The organism is Ferrovibrio sp., from assembly GCF_036381655.1.
Classification (GTDB): Bacteria; Pseudomonadota; Alphaproteobacteria; order Ferrovibrionales; family Ferrovibrionaceae; genus Ferrovibrio.
Genome location: NZ_DASVCJ010000081.1, coordinates 1 through 21,960, shown reverse-complemented (window position 1 = coordinate 21,960; position 21,960 = coordinate 1). Strand labels below are relative to the sequence as shown.

Genomic DNA, 21,960 nt, shown 5'->3' with positions numbered 1-21,960 from the left:
GGGCAGAGGGTTGTTTTCTCGCACCGGCCGCTTATATATTTCTTGGAAAACCAAGAAATTCCACGATTTTCTTGCATTTGACCCCCCGGCCCGAAACGGGCCAAAGTTAGGCGATGACCGAAAACAAGTTTCCCGTTCAGCCTGGGTCGCTCCCGGACTCGCAGCCCGAATCGTGTCCGGGGGGCTCGCGCCGCCTGCCCCCTGCGCCGGCGCCGAACTGGGCCCTGTTCCTCGATATCGACGGCACCCTGCTGGATATCGCCGCCCGGCCGGACGAGGTCGCCGTCCCGCCCGTGCTGCGCCGTCATCTGGCCGCCGTGCAGCAGGCGCTGGACGGCGCGCTGGCGCTGATCTCGGGCCGGCCGATCATCGAGATCGACCGCCTGTTCGATCCCTTGCGGCTGGCCGCCTCGGGCCAGCATGGCAGCGAATGGCGGCGCGGCCCGCAGCAGATGACGGAAGTGGTGGCGCGGCATCCGGTGCCCGAGCCGCTGCGCCGGCTGGCGGAAGACCTCAAGCAGCTCGATCCCGCCATCGTGGTGGAGCAGAAGACGCATGCCCTGGCGGTGCATTACCGCCATGCGCCGGCGCTGGGCGCGGTGCTGGGCGAGCGCCTGAAGGCGGCGCTGGCCGATCACCGGCACCTGGTGCTGTTGCATGGCCGCCAGGTCTGGGAGGTCAAGGATGCCAGCCAGTCGAAAGGCACGGCGGTCCGCCATTTCATGGCCGAGCCGCGCTTCGCCGGCCGGCTGCCGGTCTTCATCGGCGACGATACGACCGATATCGACGGCTTCAGGGCGGTGGAGGCGATGGGCGGCATGGCGCTGCCGGTCGGGCCCGCGGTGCATGGTGCCGTGCATCCCGAACGGCCGGGCTTCGCCGATGCGGCGGCGGTGCGGCGCTGGCTCGGCGATTATGCCCGCCTGGTCGACGGAGCCGCGGCATGACGGCGGCGGCCAGGGCACGTTCGGGGAAGTCGGGCGCGGATCGGCTGCGGCAGGGCGATCTGCAGCTCGGCGTCATCGGCAATTCGATCGTCGCCGCCCTGATCGACAAATACGCCAACATCGTCTGGCATTGCGTGCCCCGGCTGGACGGCGATCCGGTGCTGTGCCGCCTGCTCGAGCCGAAGATGAACGACGGCGACGGCATGATGTCGGTCGAGCTGCGCGGCCTGGCCGAGGCGCAGCAGAGCTATATCGACAATACCGCCGTGCTGGTCACCACCCTGACCGACGAACAGGGCGGCAGCATCCGCATCACCGATTTCGCGCCGCGTTTCAAGCAATACGACCGCATGTACCGCCCGGCCATGCTGATCCGGCGCATCGAAACCGTCGCCGGCACGCCGGTGATCCGCATTCGCGTGCGCCCGCTGTTCGATTACGGCGCCACCCAGCCGAGCCGCACGCTGGGCAGCAACCATATCCGCTTCACCGCGCCGGGCGCCGCCCTGCGGCTGACCACCGATGCGCCGATCGCCTTCATCGACAACGAAAGCGAATTCGTGCTGACCCAGTCCTGCACCCTGATCCTCGGGCCGGACGAAAGCTTCACGGAATCGCTGCAGCATATCAGCCGCGAATTCCTCGAACGCACCATCGAATACTGGATCGAATGGGTGCGCTATCTCTCGGTGCCGTTCGAATGGCAGGATGCTGTGATCCGCGCGGCGATCACCTTGAAGCTGTGCTCCTGCGAAGAGACCGGCGCCATCGTCGCCGCCCTGACCACCTCGATCCCGGAAGCGGCGAACACGCCGCGCAACTGGGATTACCGCTTCTGCTGGATGCGCGACGCCTATTTCGTCGTGCAGGCGCTGAACCGGCTCGGCGCCACCAAGACGATGGAGGATTTCCTGCGCTACATCACCACCGTGGTGGCGCAGCATCCCGGCGAGGAATTGCAGCCGGTCTACGGCATCGTGCCGAATTCCTCGATGGAGGAGCGCACGGTGCCCTCGTTGCGCGGCTATCGCGGCATGGGCCCGGTCCGGGTTGGCAATGCCGCCTTCTCGCAGCGCCAGAACGATACCTACGGCAGCATCGTGCTGGCGGTGGCGCAGATGTTCTTCGACCACCGGCTGCCGCGCCGCGGCGATGCGGCGCTGTTCCGCCAGCTCGAAGGGCTGGGCGAGAAGGCGGCCGCGCTGGCGCTGGTGCCCGATGCCGGCCTGTGGGAATTCCGCGGCCGCGAGCGGGTGCATACCCATTCGGCGGCGATGTGCTGGGCCGCCTGCCGCCGGCTGGCCAAGATCGCCGGCGCGCTGGATCTGTCCGAGCGCGCCGCCTACTGGCGCGATCATGCCGACCGCATCCGCAAGGCGATCCTGGACCATGCCTGGAACGCGGAACGCAACAGCTTCGTCGAGAGTTTCGGTGGGCATGACCTCGACGCCTCGCTGCTGCTGCTGCAGGAGATCGGCTTCGTCGCCGCCGACGATCCCCGCTTTCTCGGCACGGTCGAGGCGATCGGCGCCGAGCTGCGCCGCGGCAATCATCTGATGCGCTACGTGGTGCCGGACGATTTCGGGCGTCCGCATACCGCCTTCACCATCTGCACCTTCTGGTATGTCGACGCGCTGGCGGCGACCGGCCGGCGCGAGGAGGCGCGCGCGATCTTCGAGACCCTGCTCGCCTCGCGCAACCGGCTCGGCATGCTGTCGGAGGATATCGACCCGCGCGACGGCAGCCTGTGGGGGAATTTCCCGCAGACCTATTCGATGGTCGGCCTGATCGTCTGCGCGATGCGGCTGTCCAAGAGCTGGGAGGAAGCCTTTTGGCGCGGCTCGTAATCGTCTCCAACCGGGTGTCGATGCCGCGCGAGCGGCTGTCGCGCGCCGGCGGCCTGGCGGTGGCAATTCGCGAAGCCCTCAACCAGTATGGCGGCCTGTGGTTCGGCTGGAGTGGCGAGATGTCGGCGACGCCGGACGGCGAGCCGCGCAAGGCCAGCCAGGGCCGGGTCGAATTCGCGGTGATCGACCTCACCCCGGAAGAGCACAGGCTGTTCTACCTCGAATTCGCCAATTCGATTCTCTGGCCGCTCTGCCATTACCGTCTCGGCCTGATCGATTTCAGCCGCGCCGCCTGGGAAGGCTATCTCGCCGTCAACGACCGCTTCGCCGATGTGCTGGCCAGGCAGCTGCAGCCCGACGACATCATCTGGGTGCACGATTACCATTTCATCCCGATGGCCGCGGCGCTGCGCCGGCGCGGCGTCGCCAACCGGATCGGGTTCTTCCTGCATGTGCCGTTTCCGGCGCCCGAGGTGCTGGCGGCCCTGCCGGGGCATGAGCGGCTGGTGCGCGATCTGTGCGCCTATGACCTGGTCGGCTTCCAGACCAAGAACGACGTGCGCGCGCTGACCGAATACATCCTGCACGAGGTCAACGGCCAGGTCGGCGACAACGGCCATATCGCCGCCTTCGGCCGTACCCTGCAGGTCGCCGCCTTTCCGATCGGCATCGATACCGAAGGCTTCGCCAAGCTGGGCGCGGCCGCCGCCGACGGCCCGGAGGCGCTGCGCCTGCGCGACAGCCTGGCCGGCCGTTCGCTGGTGATCGGCGTCGACCGGCTGGATTATTCCAAAGGCATCCCGCAGCGCTTCGAGGCCTTCTACGACCTGCTCAGCAACAATTCGGAATTCCGCGGCAAGGTCACCTTCATGCAGGTGGCGCCGATCTCGCGCGGCGAGGTCATGCAATACCGCAAGCTGCGCAACGAGCTCGACGCGCTGACCGGCCGCATCAACGGCAAGTTCGCCGAATTCGACTGGGTACCGGTGCGCTATCTGAACAAGTCCTTCCCGCGCCAGCACCTCGCCGCCTTCTACCGCGTCGCCCGCGTCGGGCTGATCACGCCGCTGCGCGACGGCATGAACCTGGTGGCGAAGGAATATGTCGCCGCCCAGGATCCGGAAGATCCCGGCGTGCTGGTGCTGTCGCGCTTCGCCGGCGCGGCGCGCGAGATGGGCGGCGCGGTGATCGTCAATCCCTACGATCCCGAGCATCTCGCCGAGGCGCTGGCCCGCGCGCTGAAGATGCCGCTGGAGGAGCGCGCGCAGCGCTGGCGCTACAACATGGACGTGCTGCGCAACAACACCATCACCCATTGGCGGGAACGTTTCCTGAAAGCGCTCAACGGCCCGGTTTCGTAGCCGGCCTGTGCGGCGGCTTTTTCCGCCCGAACGCCTCTTGACTTAGAGCGCGCTCTAACCGGTAGCTTCTGATGCGTCGTGACGAAAGAAGGCGTCGATGAGGATTGGCGAGCTGGCGAGGCGTTCCGGGCTGTCGGCCCATACCATCCGCTACTACGAGCGGATCGGACTGCTTCCCCATGCCGACCGGACCCGATCGGGCCAGCGTGACTACGACGCGTCGATCCTGACCTGGATGGATTTCCTCGACCGTCTCAAGACGACCGGGATGCCGATCCGGGAAATGCTGCGTTATGCGGCCCTGCGGGAGGGCGGCGTCGCCACGGAAGCCGAGCGCAAGGCGCTGCTCGAACAGCACCGCGAGCGCGTCCGCGCGCATCTGGCCAGGCTGCAGGCCTGCCTTCTCGTCCTCGACGGCAAGATCGCCGGATATGCCGGCGCGGAACAGAGGATGAAGAACCATGACGCAGCAATCCCCCAACGCCGGCGAAAGCCGGCTGGAACGCGGCAAGCGGGCGCTCGCTGAAATCGACGGCGAAGCCGGCCACAAGGTCATTGCCGCCCTGGCCGCCATCGCCCCCGATTTCGCGAATTACGTGTTCGAGTTCTCGTTCGGCGACATTTACAGCCGCCCCGGCCTCGATCTGCGCTCCCGCGAGATCGCCACCATCGCGGCGCTGACGGCGATGGGAACCGCGAGCCCGCAGCTCAAGGTCCATATCGAGGCGGGGCTGAATGTCGGGCTGATCAGGAACGAGATCACCGAAATCATCATGCAGATGGCGGTCTATGCCGGCTTTCCCGCCGCGCTCAACGGGCTGTTTGCCGCCAAGGAGGTTTTCGCCGCCCGCTTCCCGGTGCGGAAGGAGGCGGCGCCGGGATGAGCCGCCGCCGCCTGTCTGCGCCGGCAGCGCGGATCAGCGCCGGCGCCGCAGGAAGGCGGCGCGCTCGCGTTCCTGGCGCAGCATGGCGCCGCGCACGGCCAGCAAGTCCTTGCGCGCCATCAGGCCGACCAGCTTGCCGCTCGCCGGTTCGATGACCGGCACGCGGGCGACATCGGCCTGGACCATGCGGTCGGCCAGTTCGCCGACCAGTTCGTCGGCGGTGGTCGCGAACAGCTCGCGGTCGGACAGCACCTCGGCCAGCGTCAGGCTGGTGTCTTCCTTGTCGCGCGCCCAGAGCAGGATGTCGCCGCGCGTGATCATGCCCAGGCAGCGGCCGGCGGCATCGACCACCGGATAGCCCTTGAAGCGCCGCTCGCCGGTGGAGAAATAGGCGACGGCCTCTTCGAGGGTCATCTCGCCGGTCAGGGTGGCGACCTCGCGCACCATCACGTCGGCGACCCGCGTGGTGGCGAAGGGATCGAGCCCGTATTCCTGCAGGATATGATGGCCGCGCCGCGCCACCTTCTCGGTCAGGATCGAGCGCTTCATCAGCAGCGCGGTGATGGCATAGGAGACGCCGCAGGCGATCAGCAGCAGAAACAGCGGCGACAATGCGCCGGTCAGCTCGACCGCGAACAGCGTCGCCGTCAGCGGCACGCGCATGGTGCCGCTCATCACCGCCGCCATGCCGAGCAGCGCGAACAGCGCGAATTGCCCGTCGCCCGCGCCCGACGAGAGCAGGGCGAGCAGGCTGCCGACGGCGCCGCCGATCATCAGCACCGGCGCCAGCACGCCGCCGGAGGTGCCCGAGCCGAGCGCCACCGCCCAGACCACCGCCTTCACCAGCAGCAGCGTGGTGGCGGCATGCGTGTCCATGCCGCCGGCCAGCAGGGCGCGGATATTGCCGTAGCCGACGCCGAGCGCGGCGGGATCGAACAGGCCGCCGAGGCCGACGATGAGGCCGCCGATGCAGGGCCACCACATCCAGTGCAGCGGCAGGCGCGCGAACAGGTCTTCCACGCCATAGACCATCAGGGTCAGCAGCGCCGAGACCAGGCCGGCCGCCAGGCCGATCAGCAGCGCCCAGGGGATGTCGCGGATGATGGGAAACTGGTGCGCCGCGCCGGCGGCGGACAGATCGGCGGCGCCGGCCAGCGCGAAGATCGGTCCCGCATCGAACAGCAGGGGCCGCAGGGCCGCGGCGGCCACGCAGGCGGCGATCACCGGCAGGAAGCTGCGCGCCTTCCATTCGAACAGCAGCAGCTCCAGCGCCAGCAGCACGGCGGCGACCGGCGTGGCGAAGATCGCCGTCATGCCGGCGGCGGCGCCGGCGACCAGCAGGGTTTTGCGCTCGACCGGGGTGAGATGGAAGAACTGCGCGAACAGCGAGCCGAGCGCGCCGCCGGTCATGATGATCGGGCCTTCGGCGCCGAACGGCCCGCCGGTGCCGATCGAGATGGCGGAGGACAGCGGCTTGAGGATGGCGACCTTCGGCTGGATGCGGCTCTGGCCGATCAGGATGGCCTCCATCGCCTCGGGGATGCCGTGGCCGCGGATCTTCTCCGAACCGTATCGCGCCATCAGGCCGATGATCAGGCCGCCGAGCGCTGGCACGGCGATGGAGAAGGCGCCGAGCAGCTGCAGGTCGATCGTGGCCGGCGCGAAGGAGAAGCGGCCGTGATAGGCCAGGTTGGTCACCAGCGCGATCAGCGCCATCAGCACCCAGCCGGCCAGGGTTGCGGCGGCGCCGATCAGGACTGCCATCGCCATCATCATCGGCGTGCGGCGGTCGATGCGGACGTCGCGCAGGCGGTGCTGGATCTGACGGTCGGTCACGGGCCGGCTGCCGCCGGCGGGAAAGGCATGGGAGCTTGGAGCGGTCATCGTATGGATTGCGGTTGCGCCGCCATCGGGTCAAGACTGGGCGGCTGATGTCTGGGGTGGCCGGATATATATCGTAATACGATACATATGCAAGCCGTCGGGTATGCGACGGGAAAGGGAGCAATGAGCAAGTCGCCGCGCGCCGCCACAGGGGTTGCGCAGCCGGGCCGCGGGTCCGGCCGCAAACCGCCCCTGCGCAAGGCCGAATACGAAATCCTGGCGGAATTCCGCTATACCTTGCGCCATTTCCTCGATTTCAGCGGCGGCGCGGCGACCGCGCTGGGGCTGACGCCGCAGCAGCATCAGGCGCTGCTCGCCATCAAGGGCTATCCAGGCAAGGCGGCGGTGACGCCCGGCGAACTGGCCGAGCGGCTGGCGATCCGCCACAACACCGCGGTCGAGCTGGCCAACCGGCTGGCGGCGCAGGACCTGATCGAGCGCCGCCCCGCGCCGGCCGACAGGCGGCAGGTCCTGCTGGCGCTGACCCCCACGGCGGAGGCCAAGCTGGCCGCCCTTTCGGCCAGCCATCGCGACGAGCTGCGCCGGCTGCGTCCGGTGCTCAAGGCCCTGCTCGACCGGTTGTCCTAGGCGGTTGCTCCAGGCGGCTGTCCTGGGCGGCTGCTGCAGACCGGCTCGCCGTTGACCCCATCCTTCCGATCCCGCAGCATGCCGGCCTTTTCGGGAGGAATCGCATCGTGGGAGCGCCACGCCGCCGCGCCAGGCCGAAGCCGCCATCCAGCCTCGCCGCCCAGGTCGAGCGCATGCGGCGCTTCAACCGCTTCTACACCGAGCGGATCGGCGTGCTCGAGGACCGCAAGCTCTATGCGCCGTTCTCGCTGGCCGAAACCCGGGTGCTCTATGAACTGGCGCATCGCGAGCGCGTCACCGCCAGCGACCTGACCCGCGATCTCGGCCTCGATCCCGGCTATCTCAGCCGCATGCTGCGCCGGTTCCAGAAAAAGGGGCTGATCCGCCGCCGCCCGGCGCCGGAGGATGCGCGGCAGAACCTGCTGAGCCTGACCAGGGCCGGCGCCAGGGCCTTCGCGCCGCTGGAGGAAGCCTCCTGCCGCGTGCTGCGGCCGCTGCTGGAACAGCTCGCCCCGGCCGAACGGGCGCGGGTGGTCGCCGCCATGGACGTGATCGAGGCGCTGCTGGGGGGCCGCAGGCGGCTTTCAGGCCGCGGCGCCTTCCGGCGCGGCCTCAACCCTGCCGGCGGCGCGCCGCCGCGGCCGGGCGGCGAAATCGAGGATTGACGCCGATCAGGCCGAGGTGCCGATCTGCCGGCGGGCGGTCTCGGCCAGTTCGGCCAGCTTGCCGCGCACCCGGTGCTCGGAGATGTCGATCTTGTAGACCTTCAAATCCGCCATGATCTTGCGGATCACGTCGTCGTCGCCGGCCTCCTGCAGATCGGCGACGATGACTTCCTTGGCATAGGCCTCGGCTTCCTCGCCCTTCAGGCCGATCTGCTCGGCCACCCAAAGCCCGAGAAGCTTGTTGCGCCGCGCGGTGGTCTTGAAAGCGACCTCCTCGTCATGGGCATGCTTCTTCTCGAAGGCGTCCTTGCGGTCATCGAAGGTGGTCATCCGGGCCTCGCCTAAGCGCTTGTCTGGTTGCCGTTATATAGAAGGCCGGCCGGCTTCGCCGCAAGTCCCGGCCCAAGGCGACGGCGTCATTGCCGTTTGCGGCGGAAAACCGCGCCCGGCCGCCCTGCCCGCCGCATCGGTTCCGGGCGCGCTTTTCCATCCTTGCCGCCCCCCGCCGATTGCGGCAGCCGCCCCCTTGCGCTATCAAGAGCCCTGCAATTCCGCGCTTCCCCCCAACAGCCTACAGGTGTGCCATGACGCGCCGCAGACAGGTCTATGAGGGCAAGGCGAAGGTTCTCTTCGAGGGGCCGGAGCCGGGCACTCTGGTACAGTATTTCAAAGACGACGCGACCGCGTTCAACAACAAGAAAAAAGGCACGATTACCGGGAAAGGCGTGCTGAACAACCGGATCTCGGAATATCTGATGACCCGGCTCGGCGAGGTCGGCATCCCGACCCATTTCGTCCGCCGGCTCAACATGCGCGAGCAGCTGATCAAGGAAGTCGAGATCATTCCCCTTGAGGTCGTGGTGCGCAATGTCGCCGCCGGCTCGCTGGCGACCCGGCTGGGCGTCGCCGAAGGCACCACGCTGCCGCGCTCGATCGTCGAATTCTATTACAAGAACGACGAACTGGGCGATCCGCTGGTCTCGGAGGAGCATATCACCTGCTTCGGCTGGGCCAATCCGCAGGAACTCGACGAGATCATGCATCTCGCGCTGCGCATCAACGACTTCCTGTCCGGCCTGTTCCTCGGCATCGGCATCCGGCTGGTCGATTTCAAGCTGGAATTCGGCCGCTGGTGGCAGAATGACGAGATGCGCATCATCCTGGCCGACGAGATCAGCCCGGACAGCGCCCGCCTGTGGGACCTGAAGACCAACGAGAAGATGGACAAGGACCGCTTCCGCCGCGATCTGGGCAATGTCGCCGAGGCCTATCAGGAAGTCGCCCGCCGCCTCGGCATCCTGCCCGAGGGCGGCCCGCGCGACTTCAAGGGACCCGACACGATGCAGTAAGGCGCCGGCAGGCGCCGTGAACCGAGCGGCGGCCGCCTTCATTTCCGGCCGCCGCTGCTATTTTGAGGTTGGTTTTTGACAAGGACCTTGAAGAGATGAAAGCCCGTGTGCATGTGAGCCTCAAGAACGGCGTGCTGGATCCCCAGGGCAAGGCGATCGGCCAGGCGCTGCACAGCCTGGGCTTCGCCGATATCGGCGAGGTGCGCCAGGGCAAGCTGATCGAGCTGGAACTGACCGGCGCGCTGGCCAAGAAGCCCAGGGCCGAGATCGAGGCGGCGGTGAAGGAGATGGCGCAGAAGCTGCTCGCCAACACGGTGATCGAGAATTATTCGGTGGAGCTGGTGGGCTGAGCGCCATGCGGTTTGTTTCGTCATTCCCGCGCAAGCGGGAATCCAGCTTCCAGGCGCGGTATCCCGTCGCCTGGGCTTCCGCCTTCGCGGGAGCGACGGTGGAGTCTTTGCCATGAAAGCCGCCCTCATCACCTTCCCCGGATCGAACCGCGAGCGCGATATGCGCCTGGCGCTGACCCGCATCAACGACGGCAAGCCGCCGCGCGATGTCTGGCATGGCGACAGCGACCTGCCGAAGGACATCGACCTGATCGTGCTGCCCGGCGGCTTTTCCTATGGCGATTACCTGCGCTGCGGCGCCATGGCGGCGCATTCGCCGATCATGCGCGAGGTGAAGAAGCGCGCCGACCAGGGCGTGCGGGTGCTGGCGGTGTGCAACGGTTTTCAGATCGCCTGCGAGGCCGGGCTGCTGCCCGGCGCGCTGATGTCCAATGCCGGGCTGAAATTCATCTGCAGGGAGGTCGTGCTGCGCGTCGAGACCACGGCCAGCGAATTCACCCGGAAATACCGCAAGGGCCAGACGATCCGCGTGCCGGTCGCCCATCACGACGGCAACTACACCGCCGACGAGGCCACCGTGAAGCGGCTGGAGGACGAGGACCGCATCGCCTTCCGCTATGCCGACGCGCTCGGCAACGTCAGCGACGACACCAATCTGAACGGCTCGGTGCGCAACATCGCCGGGATCTACAACGAGAAGAAGACGGTGCTCGGCCTGATGCCGCACCCGGAAAACGCCACCGACCCGGTCTGCGGCGGCACCGGCGGCGTCGGCCTGTTCGAGAGCATCGCGGAGAGCCTGGCGTGAGTGAAGCTTCCAAGAAAGCCGTCCGGTATCCCAAGGACCTGATGGGTCTGACGCGCGAGGAATACGACCGCGTGCTTAAGATCATGGGCCGCGAACCCAATCAGGTCGAGCTTGGCATCTTCTCGGTGATGTGGTCGGAGCATTGCTCCTACAAGTCGTCGAAGAAATGGCTCAAGACGCTACCGACGAAGGCCCCCTGGGTGATCCAGGGCCCGGGCGAGAATGCCGGCGTGATCGATATCGGCGACGGCCTGGCCGCCATCTTCAAGATGGAAAGCCACAACCATCCCTCCTTCATCGAGCCCTATCAGGGCGCGGCGACGGGCGTCGGCGGCATCCTGCGCGACGTCTTCACCATGGGCGCGCGCCCGATTGCCAATCTCAACGCGCTGCGTTTCGGCGCGCCGGATCATCCCAAGACCCGGCATCTCGTCGCCGGCGTGGTGCATGGCATCGGCGGCTACGGCAATTGCGTCGGCGTGCCCACGGTGGGCGGCGAGGTCAATTTCGATCCCAGCTACAACGGCAATATCCTGGTCAACGCGATGACCGTCGGCCTGGCGAAGAAGGACAGGATCTTCTATTCCGCCGCCGCCGGCCTGGGCAATCCGGTCGTCTATGTCGGCTCCAAGACCGGCCGCGACGGCATCCACGGCGCCACCATGGCCTCGGCCGAGTTCAGCGAGGATTCGGAAGAGAAGCGCCCGACCGTGCAGGTCGGCGATCCCTTCACCGAGAAGCTGCTGATCGAGGCCTGCCTCGAACTGATGGCGACCGACGCCATCGTCGCGATCCAGGACATGGGCGCCGCCGGCCTCACCTCCTCGTCCTTCGAGATGGCCTCGAAGGGCGGCATGGGCATCGACCTCGACCTGTCCAAGGTGCCGGCGCGCGAAACCGGCATGACGCCGTTCGAATTCATGCTCTCCGAAAGCCAGGAACGCATGCTGATGGTGCTCAAGCCCGGCAGCGAAAAGCAGGCCGAGGCGATCTTCCGCAAATGGGAGCTCGATTTCGCCGTGATCGGCCATCTGACCGATACCGGCCGCATGGTGCTGCGCTTCGACGGCGAGCAGGTCGGCGACCTGCCGATCGATCCGCTGGCGCAGGCGTCGCCGGAATACGACCGCCCCTGGGTGAAGACGCCGCCGCAGAAGCCGCTGGGCAAGGTCAACCACCCGCTGCCGATCGCGGAAGCCCTGCTCAGGATGATGGGCAGCCCGGATATGTGCTCGCGGCGCTGGATCTGGGAGCAGTACGATCATCTGGTGCGCGGCGATACGGCGCAGGTACCGGGCGGCGACGCCGCCGTGGTGCGCGTCGCGGACCATCCGAAGAAGGCGCTGGCGATGAGCGTCGACTGCACGCCGCGCTACTGCTTCGCCGACCCGGTCGAGGGCGGCAAGCAGGCGGTGGCCGAGACCTGGCGCAACATCACCGCCGTCGGCGGCCGGCCGCTGGCGATCACCGACAACATGAATTTCGGCAATCCGGAACGCCCCGACATCATGGGGCAGTTCGTCGGCGCCATCGAGGGCATCCGCGCCGCCTGCCTGGCGCTGGACTACCCGGTGGTGTCGGGCAATGTCTCGCTCTACAACGAGACCAACGGCAAGGGCATCCTGCCCACGCCGGCGATCGGCGGCGTCGGCGTGCTGGACGATGTGTCGAAAATGGCGACGCTGGCCTTCAAGCTGCCGGGCGAGGCCATCCTGCTGATCGGCAGGACCGCCGGCCATCTCGGCCAGTCGCTGTATCTGCGCGATATCTGCGGCAAGGCCGAGGGCCCGCCGCCGCCGGTCGATCTGGCGGCGGAAAGGACCAACGGCGACGCCGTGCGGATGCTGATCGGGCAGGGCCTGGTCTCGGCGGCGCATGACTGCTCCGATGGCGGCCTGGCGGCGGCTTTGGCCGAAATGGCCCTGGCCGGCGGCATGGGCGCCGCGGTGACGCTGCCGGCCGCGCCCGGCGATGCCGGCGATGGCGGCGATGCCTTCGCCATGGCGTTCGGCGAGGACCAGGGCCGCTATGTCGTCACCTGCCCGGCGGAAAGCGTCGAGGCCGTCATCGCCGCCGCGGAGGCCGCCGGGGCGCCGGTCCAGCGGCTCGGCATGACCGGCGGCGACGAGTTGACCTTCGCCGGGCATGGCACCATATCGCTGCAGGCCCTGCGCGATGCCCATGAGGGCTGGCTGCCGCGCTATATGGCCCATGAAATTTGACGATTGATCGGGGATATTTGCTGCCCGACAAAGACGGACTGCTGACGGGAGACTACCAGCGATGGCGATGGACGCCGGCGAAATCGAGAAGATGATCAAGGACGCGCTGCCCGACGCACAGGTGCGCATCGACGACCTGCGCGGCGACGGCGACCATTACGCCGCGACGGTGATCTCCGCCGCCTTCGCCGGCAAGACCAAGGTGCAGCAGCATCAGATGGTTTACGCGGCCCTGAAAGGCCGCATGGGCGGCCAGCTTCACGCGCTGGCGCTTACCACGCAGACCCCGTAACGCTCGCAACCAGAGGACCAGCCATGAGCGAGAAGGAACAGACATTCGAACGCATCCGCGAGGAGCTGTCGGGCAGCGACATCGTGCTGTTCATGAAGGGCACGCCGGTTTTCCCGCAATGCGGCTTCTCGGCCACCGTCGTGCAGGTGCTGTCGCATCTCGGGCTGAAGTTCAAGGGCGTCGACATCCTGGCCGATCCGGCGCTGCGCACGCATCTGAAGGAATTCTCCGACTGGCCGACCTTCCCGCAGCTCTATGTGAAGGGCGAATTCGTCGGCGGCTGCGACATCGTGCGCGAGATGTATCAGTCCGGCGAGCTGCAGGACCTGCTGAAGCAGAAGGGCATCGCCTATCAGGAGGCGTAAGCCGCGCCCGAGGCATGCCGCCCTTTTCCATCCGCCAGATCGATCACGTGGTGCTGCGGGCGCAAGACCCGCAGCGTCTGATCGCCTTCTATCGCGACGTGCTCGGCTGCCGGGTCGAGCATGAGCAGCCCAAGCTGGGGCTGACCCATCTGCGCGCCGGCTCGGCGCTGATCGACATCGTCGATTATCGCGGCGCGCTGGCCGAGGCCGGCGATGCCGCCCCTGCCCGCCCGCAGCGCAACGTCGATCACATCTGTCTGGGCGTCGATGGTTTCGAGCCCGCTTCCGCCATCGCGCATCTGCGGCGCCACGGCATCGACCCCGGCGCGGTGCAAAGCCGTTTCGGCGCCGAGGGCGAAGGCCCCTCGCTGTATTTCTTCGATCCCGAAGGCAACATGGTCGAGCTGAAAGGCCGCCCGGCCTGACGGTTCGGACCGGATTGCGTTTTGCGCCGAAGCGCCGGCCTGGCCGCGCGCCGATCCCACTTTGCAGCGCCGCCGCTTTGCGTTAAGTGTGGGCCATGCCGCAGACCGCCGAAGAACTGGTCCACGCCTATTACGACGCCTTCAATGCCAGGGATGTCGAGGGGTTCCTGAGCCTGCTGACCGACGATGTCGTGCACGACATCAACCAGGGCGAACGCGAGGTCGGCAAGCAGAAATTCCGGCAGTTCCTCGCGCGCATGAACCGCTGCTACGAAGAGAAGGTCGTCGACCTCTTCGTCATGAGCAACGAGGATGGCAGCCGCGCGGCGGCCGAGTTCACCGTGCTGGGCGTCTATCTGGAGACCGACGACAACCTGCCGCCGGCGGAAGGCCAGCGCTACACCCTGCCCGCCGGCGCCTTCTTCGAAATCCGCGACGGCAAGGTGGCGCGGATTTCCAACACCTACAATCTCACCGACTGGCTGAAGCAGGTCGCCGGATGATGCTGCCCGCAGCCTTGTCCGTCGTCCGCTATACCGGCGACGAGATGCGGGCGCGGCTGGACGATCTGGCCCGCCTGCGCATCGCCGTCTTCCGCGCCTGGCCCTATCTCTACGAAGGCGCGATGGATTACGAGCGCCACTATCTGCTGCGCTACGCCCGGGCGCGCACCGGCACCATCGTCGTCGCGCTGGACGACGGCCGCCCGGTCGGCGCCGCCACCGCGCTGGCCCTCGACGAGGAAGCCGATTACGTGCAGGCGCCGTTCAGGGCGGCCGGGCTCGACATCGCGAAGATCTTCTATTTCGGCGAATCGGTGCTGCTGCCGCGCTATCGCGGCCGGGGCATCGGCGTGCGCTTCTTCGCCGAACGCGAGGCGGCGGCGCGCGGCTTCGGCTACGGCATCTGCTGCTTCTGCGCGGTGCAGCGGCCGGAGGATCATCCGCTGAAGCCTAAGGATTACGTGCCGCTGGATGCCTTCTGGACGCATCGCGGCTATGCCCGGCGGCCCGATCTGGTCTCGACCTTCACCTGGCGGGATATCGGCGAGCGCGAAGAAAGCGCCAAGCCGATGGTCTACTGGATGAAGGACCTGCGCGGCGCAAAGGGCCAGGCATGACCACGCTGCCCATCGCCGCGGCGCAATATCCGATCGGGCGGTTTGCCGATTTCGCCGCCTGGCATGCCCATATCACCGACTGGGTGGCGGGCGCCGCCGGCCAGGGCGCCAGGCTGCTGCTGTTTCCCGAATACGGCGCGCTGGAGCTCGCCTCGCTGCTGCCCGAGGACCTGCAGCAGGATCTCGGCCGCCAGATCGCCGCGCTGCAGGACCTGCACGAGGATTTCGTCGCCTGCTTCAGCGAGCTGGCGGCGCGGCACGGCGTGCATATCGTCGCGCCCAGCCTGCCGGTCGCCGTCGGCAACGGCGTGCGCAACCGCGCCTATCTGCTCAGCCCGAACGGCGCCGTCGGCTTCCAGGAGAAGCGGCAGATGACCCGCTTCGAGCGCGAGGTGTGGAACATCCATGGCGGCGACGAGCTCAAGGTGTTCGACATCGCCGTCAATGGCGGCGAGCCGCTCCGGCTCGGCATCGCCATCTGCTACGATATCGAATTCCCGCTGATCGCCCATGCCATGGCGGCCGCCGGCGCCGATCTGATCCTGGCGCCGAGCTGCACCGATACCATGGCCGGCGCCAACCGGGTGCAGGTCGGCGCCCGGGCGCGGGCGCTGGAGAATCAGGTCTATGTCGCCGTCTCGCCCACCGTCGGCCTGGCCGAATGGTCGCTCGCCGTCGATGTCAATGTCGGCTGGGGCAGCGTGCTGGCGCCGCCGGATCGCGGCTTTCCCGACGACGGCACGATCGCCTGCGGCGCGCTCAGCCAGCCCGGCTGGGTGCATGCCGAACTCGATTTCGCGGCGCTGCGCGCCAACCGCGATCACGCCGAGGTCTTCACCGCCAGGGACTGGCCGGATCAGGCGCTGCCCTCGCTCGATGTGAAGGCGGTCGCGCTCTAAGCCGGCCGGCACAACCCGGATCGTCACAACCCGGATCGTCGTCCCGGGCCGGCGCCATGGCCCATGTGCGTGGCGTTCAGGGGGTTCATGGCGCCGGCCCGGGATTTCGGTTTTTGCGGTGGCGTTCCGCCTTGCTGTTACGCCTCGACCAGCTCGCGCGCCGCGGCGGCATGCTGCCTGGCGAGCGTGGCGACGCGCTTGCCGAGATGCTCGGCGGTCAGCAGGTCGCTTGCGATCGGGCCCTTGTCCGGCCCTTCGTCGGCATTCGACTGCGCCATGGCGCCGAGGAAGCTGCCGAGCCGGTTGAGGTCGTTGACGCTGCCCTTGGAATTGTTGTTGCCCGGCATCAGGCCGAGGCTGACCCAGACCATGCCGTGCTGCGCGGCGAAGATGGCGAGCTGCAGCAGCGAGTTCAGCTTGTCGCCCGATTGCGAGGCCGAGTTGGTGAAGCCGGCGGCCAGCTTGCCGTTCCACTGGCCCCAGACTTTCGAGGTGGTGTCCATCCAGGTTTTGAACGGGCCGGAGACGCTGCCCATATAGGTCGGCGCGCCGAAAACGATGGCATCGGCGGCGGTGATCTCCTCGACCCGCGCCTGGGCTTCGGCGACCGGGATCAGGGCGACCTGCACCCCGGCGACGGCCTGGGCCCCCTTGGCCACGGCCTCGGCCTGCTTCTGGGTATGGCCATAGCCGCTGTGATAGACGACGGCAACTTTGGTCATGCTATAAGTCCTTGTCTGGATTGGTAGATTTGAGATAACAAAAAGCAAGTCACTTACTTGGAGTGACCGTATATGGGCTATTGATTTCGCGAGTAAAGTAGGTACCTTATAGTAACCTACTTCTGCCGCCGCTAATCGCCGCGATGGCCGAGGAAACCCGGGCATCCGCCGCCGAGCGCGGCTGCCGCGAAAGGATCGAGCCATGGCCCAGACCGCTTCCAAGCCGACGCCGTCCAAGCCCGAGGCAGCCAAGGCGCATGTCTGTCCGGTCGACGTGGTGCTGCGCCTGCTGATGGGGCCGTGGACGACCTACATCCTCTATGTGCTGCGCACCCAGGGGCCGCGCCGCTTCGGCGAGCTTAAGCGCGAGGTCGGCGGCATCTCCGCGAAAGTGCTGACCGAGCGGCTGCGCATGCTGGAAGAGGCGCGGCTGGTCCACCGCAGCTATGTCGCCACCATCCCGCCGCAGGTGACCTACAGCCTGGCGCGGCGCGGCGCGGAATTGTCGCCGATGCTGGATGCGCTGAAGGAGATCGCGCTGCGCTGGCAGAGCGAGGATGAGGCGCGCGAGGATGCGGCCCGCGAAGAGGCGCCGCCGCGCCAGGCGGCGGAATGAGGCTGCCGCCTAGGCGGCGAAATTGAAGATGCGGGACAGCCGGCGCACCGGCCGCGCCGGCTCGGCATAGCGGAAGAAGGCGGCGCCGATCACCTGCGCATTCTGTCCCGCCGGCATGCCGATCGGCAGCAGCAGGGTTTCCAGTTCCATGCCGGCCCGGCCGGCGAAGCGCGCGTTGCCGTGCAGCGAACGCGGCATGCCGCCCTGGCGGGTTTCGCTCAGCGCCGCCATCACGCCGCCCAGCTCGGCGCCGCGATAAAGCTCGTCGATATACTTGCCGGTGGCGTCGCGGCCGCAGGCCTCCACGATGGCGGTGCCGATCAGGCGATAGCGCCAGCGCAGATACTCCCGCGCCGGCCTGTCCGCCGGAACGGTTTCGCATTCGGCGATGAAGACATGGGGCAGGAAGGGCTTCAGCGCCTGCATGTCCAGGCTGCGGCGCGAGGGCAGGCCGTCCGCCTCGCGCCTGGCGTACCACAGCTTCAGCAAATCGAGCAGCGGCGCATGGTGCAGGCGAAGCCCGTCGTCCAGCGGCTGCAGAAAGAAGATTCGATGATGCGACATGCGGCCTGCATTTGCTCGGGGAGCGACCTAAGTAGCGCAAGCCCGCGAAGGCGCGAAACTTACTATTCGATCACCTGCGGTGGCGATGGCGGAAAACCGCGCCGCGCCGGGCGCTGCGGCGGCAAACAAAAAGGCCGCTCCGAAGAGCGGCCTTTCGTAATCCGAAACCCGAAAGCCGGGATCAGCGCGAGTTAAAAACCGCTGTCCAATATCCAAATAAATTCAACTAATTACACCAGGAAAGGTAATTCGTGTGGAAGAAGTGTACGAAATCCGAGCTTGCTCAGCGCCGGAGCCGGAATTCACTACTCTCGATCTGCATCTTGGAAGGATGGACAGCGAGTAACAAACACAACAGCTCAAATAGCTTCGAGTTGCTCCCAATTATCTTCAAACTTAGCCCACTTCTGCGAGAAGCCCCTCGCTATGTTTGCTTCAGTAGGATTACCGAAAAATCCTATACCTCTACCCGCGTCGCTGTGGGGCTTGCCATCACGTCTTGGTTGGTTGATCCAATGCGCGTGAGCCCGTTTCACTTCACGCTCTGCCACCTGTATTGGCACAACAAAGCAGCGATATTCCTTTGCTGACTTCTGACCGATAATCACAAAAACTACGTACTCTGCCTTTGCGCCGGAATGGGCATTGAACTCCAACTTTCCCAACTGAAAATTTCCATTGCTCTTCTTCCCCGATGTTTTCACCGAAAGAGTGACTCGCTTGTCCCCCTTCAGCGCAACTACATCAACGTTTCTTGCGTTCCTTACGACGAAGTTCACATTCGCTGGTAACCATCCGCGCCAAAGGAGCTCGTGAAGTACTATGACTTCACCATGAGCGCCGGTTGACTGAGTATCCACCTTTCTGGTCGCCATGAAATGGCTCCGCCCTTCAGATATGCCCTATCCCAAGCAAGCTGCGTAGAAGCGGTCGTCTGTGCTCCTTGAGTTCGGCAGGATATTCGATAGCCAAACTCAAGAACTCCTCCAAATCACGCGAAAATTCTGACTGAAGATCAAAATCCACCCTGTAGATCATTTCGCTCTCGAACGGAAGCCCACTCGGTTTCGACGCCTTAAAATCGCGAAAGTACGATCGATAGATTGAGTGGATCGAGTACCGCCCATGCTGGGCGGAACTTTTTTCGATAAACTCGTCTGATCTCCACTTCAGATCATGGAAAACGCGCAGATTGAAGAAGGCGTACCTAGAAAGTATGTGGTGCACTGAATGGACGACATCTTCGTGCACGGTGGTACTGAAGGCGACACCGTGGATACGCGAAACACCATTCGGTCTTGACCGACATACGATCTGAACCTTCTCGCCAGCTGAAACCGATAAGCCGGGAACTACGAATTTGTATTCAAAATTGCGAGTCAATCCGGCGATAAGACATACCTGATCCAGCCCTTTGCCAAACTGGCGGAGAATCGACTGTGATGTTGCCTCATTAGCATCTGTCGGAACGCCAGAATGCATGCTATCCCCCAGTTAGCACAATCAGCAATGCCTTAGGCACTGTGCCGAAAAGCTACCGAAACCTTAAGCTATTTTGCTGAAATAGCCAAACCGCAGTCTCGAACGACTGCTCAAAGACACGGCTTGGGCGATGCGACTTAATCCAAAAGCTGTTGCCATGCAGTCAAATAATCAGTTCTGACGAATCATCAAATTTTCCATCCTTCGTGCTACTTCTTGACCGTGTGCTTGGGGTCATCTCGCAGCTCTCTGCCGCCTTTTGCTAAAGGCTCGGTGTTACGTCGCTTGCGATTGAAGAGAGCCGCTGCCTTGAGATTTGCCGCTCCCTCTCTCAGTGCTTCGTCAGAACCGTAATGGCCCATCAATCTCCCACGCGCCTTCACGCAGGTTACTGGTGATGGTGCGTTAAAACTTGGATACTCGCTCTCACACTCCTCCACCACGACATGCAGTTTCTCAACTTCTGTCATTTCTAGGATCTGCGCAAATGCTGCGTCGGTACACAAGCTACCAAGGAATAAAGCAATAAGCGCGTACCGCATATTTCCCCCAAAGCACAATTGCCTCGACAGGAATGTGCAGCGACTCTTGCAGCAACCATATTGTGGAAATCTACTTACGACCTTAAGGAGCCAATCGTCCTGGAAGCCCTAATTATGTCAGCCAGTCTATTCGTATGAAATTTTTCAAGAACCCGGCTTCGATGCACTTCGGCAGTACGAGCGCTTATATTAAGTCGTTCGGCGATTGCCTTAGTGGTGTAGCCATCAGACAACAGCCAAAAAACCTCTCGCTCCCGTTCGGTCAAGTCCCTAAATCGCTCGACTATATGAACGGCTTCCCCAAGTCGCTGCCGATGGACCTGATGCGCTTCACAGGCTCGGTGAACAGAACTTAGCAATATTTCATTGGCTACGGGCTTTTCCAGAAACTCAAAGGCTCCATTGTGTCCAGCACGCATCGCCGTCGGGATCGTACCAAATGCAGACACAATAATAATGGGAGCGTAATAACCACTTGAGCGCGCCCGTTTGATCAAGTCGATTCCGTTTGCGCTCCCCAACTGAAGATCGAGCAATGCACAACTATCTTGTATTGGGAGGTGCTCCATAAAGGAGGAAGCGCTATTATGAATCGAGGTGCTATATCCATTTAGCTGTAGTAGCCAAGTAATTGCAGCACAAAAGCCTTCGTCATCATCTACGACGCTTATTGTGTTCCCGACTTTCGACATTTTATGCAGCCGGCAACCTAACGGTTACCATTCCCCCGTTCGGCGTATTTGAAAGCTCCATACGACCCTCCATGAGATTTAGTATCATGGCCGAGATAGGTAGACCGAAGCCGCTCCCGCCCACTTTATTCGAAGCAAATAGGGCATGGCCTTGCTCTAGAACGTCTTGTGGAAAACCAGGGCCACTATCCTCGACTGTGATTAAGACAGTGTCGCTCGCCAAAACGGTGGATATTGCTACTTTGCGATGCTGACACAGATCGCCGATAGCTTCGCAAGAATTCTTAAGAAGATTAACAATGACCTGCTGTAAGGCAGTCTTATCACCCATTACAAACAAGCCTTGGGAGCTAAACGATGTTTCGAGCAGAACGCGGTGATCGATAGCAATCTGTTTTAGCAGCGGAAGAATTTCAGTGAGAGTCTCATTAACTGAGACGCGTTCATTTAACCGGACAGATGCATTAAGCAGGTTCTGCCGACCTTTAAGAATCGCTGATATTCTGTTGGTTTCTTCCTCTATCCGGCGAACTAGCTGCGACACCTCAGAGGTGCCGCTTCTGCTGACTATCTCTCTTAACCCACCAATATATGCCGTTGCGCTAGCAAGTGGTTGCCTAATCTCGTGAGCCAACTTTGATGCTGCTTCATAATTTGCGAAGTGAGAGTATGCGCGATCTAAGATGTGTTTCTGTCGCCGCAGCTCCTGCATTGCAGCTTCCCGGCGCTCCACCGTACCGGCGATGATCAAGCAGACATAACCCACAGATAACATGAAGTAAGCGCTATTTGCTGCTACGCCATGGTCTGCAGATAACCAACTCGCCAACACTACGGAAACATTGATCAGAGCCGTTGAGAATGCCGCGCCAGCTAATCCAAAGGTAATCGCATTCCATGCGACTGGGATCAGCAAAAGGTATGAAAGACCTGTGTCCTTACCCCCGAGTAAAAGTCCGGATACCTCCACATAGAGGATAACGAGCGCACAGATTATCGCCGTAGAAAAGACCAGAACTGGATGCCCAATTCCAATCTTATAGACTGGCCTTCCAATCAGCAGACACACGGGTGTCAGTGTTACAATTCCCAGTGCGTCACCGATAACGAATCTCGGCACGACATACCAGAACTCCGCCCAGGGTATGATGCCGTCGACGCAGAAGATTGTGATCAGCAGTAGTGCTACTGCCGCCGGTATTAGCAATGAGCATGCAATGAACGCATACAGATGCCCCGGCTTACTAAGTTGAGGCAAGCCGCCCAAAGCGCGTCGCAGAGCTAAGCCACCGGCGGTGTATAAAGTAGGGTGGACCAACCAAGACAGCACGGCGCC

26 protein-coding genes are annotated in these 21,960 nt (G+C 64.3%); 18 read left to right on the top strand and 8 right to left on the bottom strand.

From position 1 onward, the window contains the following. The first annotated feature begins 113 nt into the window (after nucleotides 1-113). From otsB to VF194_RS18495, 5 genes are all read left to right on the top strand, one after another. On the top strand, nucleotides 114-947 hold the full coding sequence (gene otsB / locus VF194_RS18515) for a trehalose-phosphatase (RefSeq protein ID WP_330892679.1): 834 nt from the start codon (nucleotides 114-116) through the stop codon (nucleotides 945-947). Further along, entirely contained in the window at nucleotides 944-2,794 is a 1,851-nt protein-coding gene (locus tag VF194_RS18510; RefSeq protein ID WP_330892678.1) for a glycoside hydrolase family 15 protein, read from the top strand. The genes otsB and VF194_RS18510 overlap by 4 nt, the downstream gene beginning before the upstream one ends. After that, nucleotides 2,779-4,155 (top strand): alpha,alpha-trehalose-phosphate synthase (UDP-forming), encoded by a 1,377-nt coding sequence (gene otsA / locus VF194_RS18505; RefSeq protein WP_330892677.1) that lies wholly within the window; start codon nucleotides 2,779-2,781, stop codon nucleotides 4,153-4,155. Before VF194_RS18510 ends, otsA begins: the two co-directional genes overlap by 16 nt. Before the next feature lie 97 nt (nucleotides 4,156-4,252). After that, complete coding sequence (locus VF194_RS18500) at nucleotides 4,253-4,681, top strand: MerR family transcriptional regulator (protein ID WP_330892676.1); 429 nt, start codon at nucleotides 4,253-4,255, stop codon at nucleotides 4,679-4,681. Continuing rightward, nucleotides 4,617-5,039 (top strand): carboxymuconolactone decarboxylase family protein, encoded by a 423-nt coding sequence (locus VF194_RS18495; RefSeq protein WP_330892675.1) that lies wholly within the window; start codon nucleotides 4,617-4,619, stop codon nucleotides 5,037-5,039. Before VF194_RS18500 ends, VF194_RS18495 begins: the two co-directional genes overlap by 65 nt. Before the next feature lie 33 nt (nucleotides 5,040-5,072). Here the strand turns inward: VF194_RS18495 and VF194_RS18490 are convergent, their stop codons facing one another. After that, nucleotides 5,073-6,875 carry a chloride channel protein gene (locus tag VF194_RS18490; RefSeq protein ID WP_330892674.1) on the bottom strand — a complete coding sequence of 601 codons (1,803 nt, stop codon included), beginning with the start codon at nucleotides 6,873-6,875 and terminating at the stop codon, nucleotides 5,073-5,075. A gap of 171 nt (nucleotides 6,876-7,046) precedes the next feature. Between VF194_RS18490 and VF194_RS18485 the strand changes: the two genes are divergently transcribed. Together VF194_RS18485 and VF194_RS18480 are read left to right on the top strand one after the other, a co-directional pair. Further along, complete coding sequence (locus VF194_RS18485; RefSeq protein ID WP_330892673.1) at nucleotides 7,047-7,511, top strand: MarR family winged helix-turn-helix transcriptional regulator; 465 nt, start codon at nucleotides 7,047-7,049, stop codon at nucleotides 7,509-7,511. Between the two features lie 107 nt (nucleotides 7,512-7,618). Beyond that, a complete protein-coding gene (locus tag VF194_RS18480) occupies nucleotides 7,619-8,176 on the top strand; it encodes a MarR family winged helix-turn-helix transcriptional regulator (RefSeq protein WP_330892672.1) in 558 nt (185 codons plus the stop codon). Between the two features lie 6 nt (nucleotides 8,177-8,182). Here the strand turns inward: VF194_RS18480 and VF194_RS18475 are convergent, their stop codons facing one another. Then, a complete protein-coding gene (locus VF194_RS18475) occupies nucleotides 8,183-8,506 on the bottom strand; it encodes a DUF1476 domain-containing protein (protein WP_330892671.1) in 324 nt (107 codons plus the stop codon). A gap of 254 nt (nucleotides 8,507-8,760) precedes the next feature. On the opposite strand from VF194_RS18475, the gene purC reads away from it, so the two are divergent. The 10 genes from purC (at nucleotide 8,761) to VF194_RS18425 (ending at nucleotide 16,006) form a co-directional block, all read left to right on the top strand. After that, nucleotides 8,761-9,525 (top strand): phosphoribosylaminoimidazolesuccinocarboxamide synthase, encoded by a 765-nt coding sequence (gene purC, locus VF194_RS18470; RefSeq protein WP_330892670.1) that lies wholly within the window; start codon nucleotides 8,761-8,763, stop codon nucleotides 9,523-9,525. Between the two features lie 95 nt (nucleotides 9,526-9,620). Next, complete coding sequence (gene purS / locus VF194_RS18465; RefSeq protein ID WP_330892669.1) at nucleotides 9,621-9,875, top strand: phosphoribosylformylglycinamidine synthase subunit PurS; 255 nt, start codon at nucleotides 9,621-9,623, stop codon at nucleotides 9,873-9,875. Between the two features lie 112 nt (nucleotides 9,876-9,987). Beyond that, a complete protein-coding gene (gene purQ / locus VF194_RS18460) occupies nucleotides 9,988-10,683 on the top strand; it encodes a phosphoribosylformylglycinamidine synthase subunit PurQ (protein WP_330892668.1) in 696 nt (231 codons plus the stop codon). Nucleotides 10,684-10,724: 41 nt separating this feature from the next. Beyond that, complete coding sequence (gene purL, locus VF194_RS18455) at nucleotides 10,725-12,905, top strand: phosphoribosylformylglycinamidine synthase subunit PurL (protein WP_330892699.1); 2,181 nt, start codon at nucleotides 10,725-10,727, stop codon at nucleotides 12,903-12,905. Nucleotides 12,906-12,966: 61 nt separating this feature from the next. Beyond that, a complete protein-coding gene (locus VF194_RS18450) occupies nucleotides 12,967-13,197 on the top strand; it encodes a BolA family transcriptional regulator (RefSeq protein WP_330892667.1) in 231 nt (76 codons plus the stop codon). A gap of 23 nt (nucleotides 13,198-13,220) precedes the next feature. Beyond that, entirely contained in the window at nucleotides 13,221-13,562 is a 342-nt protein-coding gene (grxD, locus tag VF194_RS18445; protein ID WP_330892666.1) for a Grx4 family monothiol glutaredoxin, read from the top strand. Nucleotides 13,563-13,576: 14 nt separating this feature from the next. Continuing rightward, nucleotides 13,577-13,987: a VOC family protein gene (locus VF194_RS18440; RefSeq protein WP_330892665.1), complete on the top strand. Its 411-nt coding sequence runs from the start codon at nucleotides 13,577-13,579 to the stop codon at nucleotides 13,985-13,987. A gap of 95 nt (nucleotides 13,988-14,082) precedes the next feature. Beyond that, nucleotides 14,083-14,490 (top strand): ketosteroid isomerase-related protein, encoded by a 408-nt coding sequence (locus VF194_RS18435; protein WP_330892664.1) that lies wholly within the window; start codon nucleotides 14,083-14,085, stop codon nucleotides 14,488-14,490. Continuing rightward, on the top strand, nucleotides 14,487-15,107 hold the full coding sequence (locus tag VF194_RS18430; protein WP_330892662.1) for a GNAT family N-acetyltransferase: 621 nt from the start codon (nucleotides 14,487-14,489) through the stop codon (nucleotides 15,105-15,107). The genes VF194_RS18435 and VF194_RS18430 overlap by 4 nt, the downstream gene beginning before the upstream one ends. Next, a complete protein-coding gene (locus VF194_RS18425; protein WP_330892661.1) occupies nucleotides 15,104-16,006 on the top strand; it encodes a carbon-nitrogen hydrolase family protein in 903 nt (300 codons plus the stop codon). Before VF194_RS18430 ends, VF194_RS18425 begins: the two co-directional genes overlap by 4 nt. Nucleotides 16,007-16,143: 137 nt before the next feature. On the opposite strand, the gene VF194_RS18420 is transcribed toward VF194_RS18425, so the two are convergent. Continuing rightward, complete coding sequence (locus VF194_RS18420) at nucleotides 16,144-16,728, bottom strand: flavodoxin family protein (RefSeq protein WP_330892660.1); 585 nt, start codon at nucleotides 16,726-16,728, stop codon at nucleotides 16,144-16,146. A gap of 202 nt (nucleotides 16,729-16,930) precedes the next feature. Between VF194_RS18420 and VF194_RS18415 the strand changes: the two genes are divergently transcribed. Beyond that, on the top strand, nucleotides 16,931-17,344 hold the full coding sequence (locus VF194_RS18415) for a helix-turn-helix domain-containing protein (protein ID WP_330892659.1): 414 nt from the start codon (nucleotides 16,931-16,933) through the stop codon (nucleotides 17,342-17,344). Nucleotides 17,345-17,353: 9 nt separating this feature from the next. On the opposite strand, the gene VF194_RS18410 is transcribed toward VF194_RS18415, so the two are convergent. From VF194_RS18410 to VF194_RS18395, 5 genes are all read right to left on the bottom strand, one after another. Continuing rightward, a complete protein-coding gene (locus VF194_RS18410) occupies nucleotides 17,354-17,908 on the bottom strand; it encodes a PAS domain-containing protein (protein WP_330892658.1) in 555 nt (184 codons plus the stop codon). A gap of 359 nt (nucleotides 17,909-18,267) precedes the next feature. Then, nucleotides 18,268-18,783 (bottom strand): hypothetical protein, encoded by a 516-nt coding sequence (locus VF194_RS18405; protein WP_330892657.1) that lies wholly within the window; start codon nucleotides 18,781-18,783, stop codon nucleotides 18,268-18,270. 816 nt (nucleotides 18,784-19,599) lie between these two features. Continuing rightward, on the bottom strand, nucleotides 19,600-19,932 hold the full coding sequence (locus VF194_RS18400) for a hypothetical protein (protein ID WP_330892656.1): 333 nt from the start codon (nucleotides 19,930-19,932) through the stop codon (nucleotides 19,600-19,602). A 74-nt stretch (nucleotides 19,933-20,006) separates the two neighbouring features. Continuing rightward, entirely contained in the window at nucleotides 20,007-20,624 is a 618-nt protein-coding gene (locus VF194_RS19890; RefSeq protein WP_414656124.1) for a response regulator transcription factor, read from the bottom strand. Nucleotide 20,625: 1 nt separating this feature from the next. Next, on the bottom strand, nucleotides 20,626-21,960 hold a 1,335-nt coding region (locus VF194_RS18395), incomplete at its 5' end, for an ATP-binding protein (RefSeq protein ID WP_330892655.1).

Coding starts and splice junctions, on each gene's coding strand:
- VF194_RS18400 (WP_330892656.1), bottom strand. CDS start 19,932: ATGCGGTACGCGCTTATTGCTTTATTCCTTGGTAGCTTGTGTACCGAC.
- VF194_RS18435 (WP_330892664.1), top strand. CDS start 14,083: ATGCCGCAGACCGCCGAAGAACTGGTCCACGCCTATTACGACGCCTTC.
- VF194_RS18475 (WP_330892671.1), bottom strand. CDS start 8,506: ATGACCACCTTCGATGACCGCAAGGACGCCTTCGAGAAGAAGCATGCC.
- VF194_RS18510 (WP_330892678.1), top strand. CDS start 944: ATGACGGCGGCGGCCAGGGCACGTTCGGGGAAGTCGGGCGCGGATCGG.
- VF194_RS18405 (WP_330892657.1), bottom strand. CDS start 18,783: ATGGCGACCAGAAAGGTGGATACTCAGTCAACCGGCGCTCATGGTGAA.
- VF194_RS18500 (WP_330892676.1), top strand. CDS start 4,253: ATGAGGATTGGCGAGCTGGCGAGGCGTTCCGGGCTGTCGGCCCATACC.
- VF194_RS18450 (WP_330892667.1), top strand. CDS start 12,967: ATGGCGATGGACGCCGGCGAAATCGAGAAGATGATCAAGGACGCGCTG.
- VF194_RS19890 (WP_414656124.1), bottom strand. CDS start 20,624: ATGTCGAAAGTCGGGAACACAATAAGCGTCGTAGATGATGACGAAGGC.
- otsB (WP_330892679.1), top strand. CDS start 114: ATGACCGAAAACAAGTTTCCCGTTCAGCCTGGGTCGCTCCCGGACTCG.
- purC (WP_330892670.1), top strand. CDS start 8,761: ATGACGCGCCGCAGACAGGTCTATGAGGGCAAGGCGAAGGTTCTCTTC.
- VF194_RS18415 (WP_330892659.1), top strand. CDS start 16,931: ATGGCCCAGACCGCTTCCAAGCCGACGCCGTCCAAGCCCGAGGCAGCC.
- VF194_RS18425 (WP_330892661.1), top strand. CDS start 15,104: ATGACCACGCTGCCCATCGCCGCGGCGCAATATCCGATCGGGCGGTTT.
- purL (WP_330892699.1), top strand. CDS start 10,725: ATGGGTCTGACGCGCGAGGAATACGACCGCGTGCTTAAGATCATGGGC.
- purQ (WP_330892668.1), top strand. CDS start 9,988: ATGAAAGCCGCCCTCATCACCTTCCCCGGATCGAACCGCGAGCGCGAT.
- VF194_RS18495 (WP_330892675.1), top strand. CDS start 4,617: ATGACGCAGCAATCCCCCAACGCCGGCGAAAGCCGGCTGGAACGCGGC.
- grxD (WP_330892666.1), top strand. CDS start 13,221: ATGAGCGAGAAGGAACAGACATTCGAACGCATCCGCGAGGAGCTGTCG.
- VF194_RS18410 (WP_330892658.1), bottom strand. CDS start 17,908: ATGTCGCATCATCGAATCTTCTTTCTGCAGCCGCTGGACGACGGGCTT.
- VF194_RS18420 (WP_330892660.1), bottom strand. CDS start 16,728: ATGACCAAAGTTGCCGTCGTCTATCACAGCGGCTATGGCCATACCCAG.
- VF194_RS18430 (WP_330892662.1), top strand. CDS start 14,487: ATGATGCTGCCCGCAGCCTTGTCCGTCGTCCGCTATACCGGCGACGAG.
- VF194_RS18440 (WP_330892665.1), top strand. CDS start 13,577: ATGCCGCCCTTTTCCATCCGCCAGATCGATCACGTGGTGCTGCGGGCG.
- purS (WP_330892669.1), top strand. CDS start 9,621: ATGAAAGCCCGTGTGCATGTGAGCCTCAAGAACGGCGTGCTGGATCCC.
- VF194_RS18485 (WP_330892673.1), top strand. CDS start 7,047: ATGAGCAAGTCGCCGCGCGCCGCCACAGGGGTTGCGCAGCCGGGCCGC.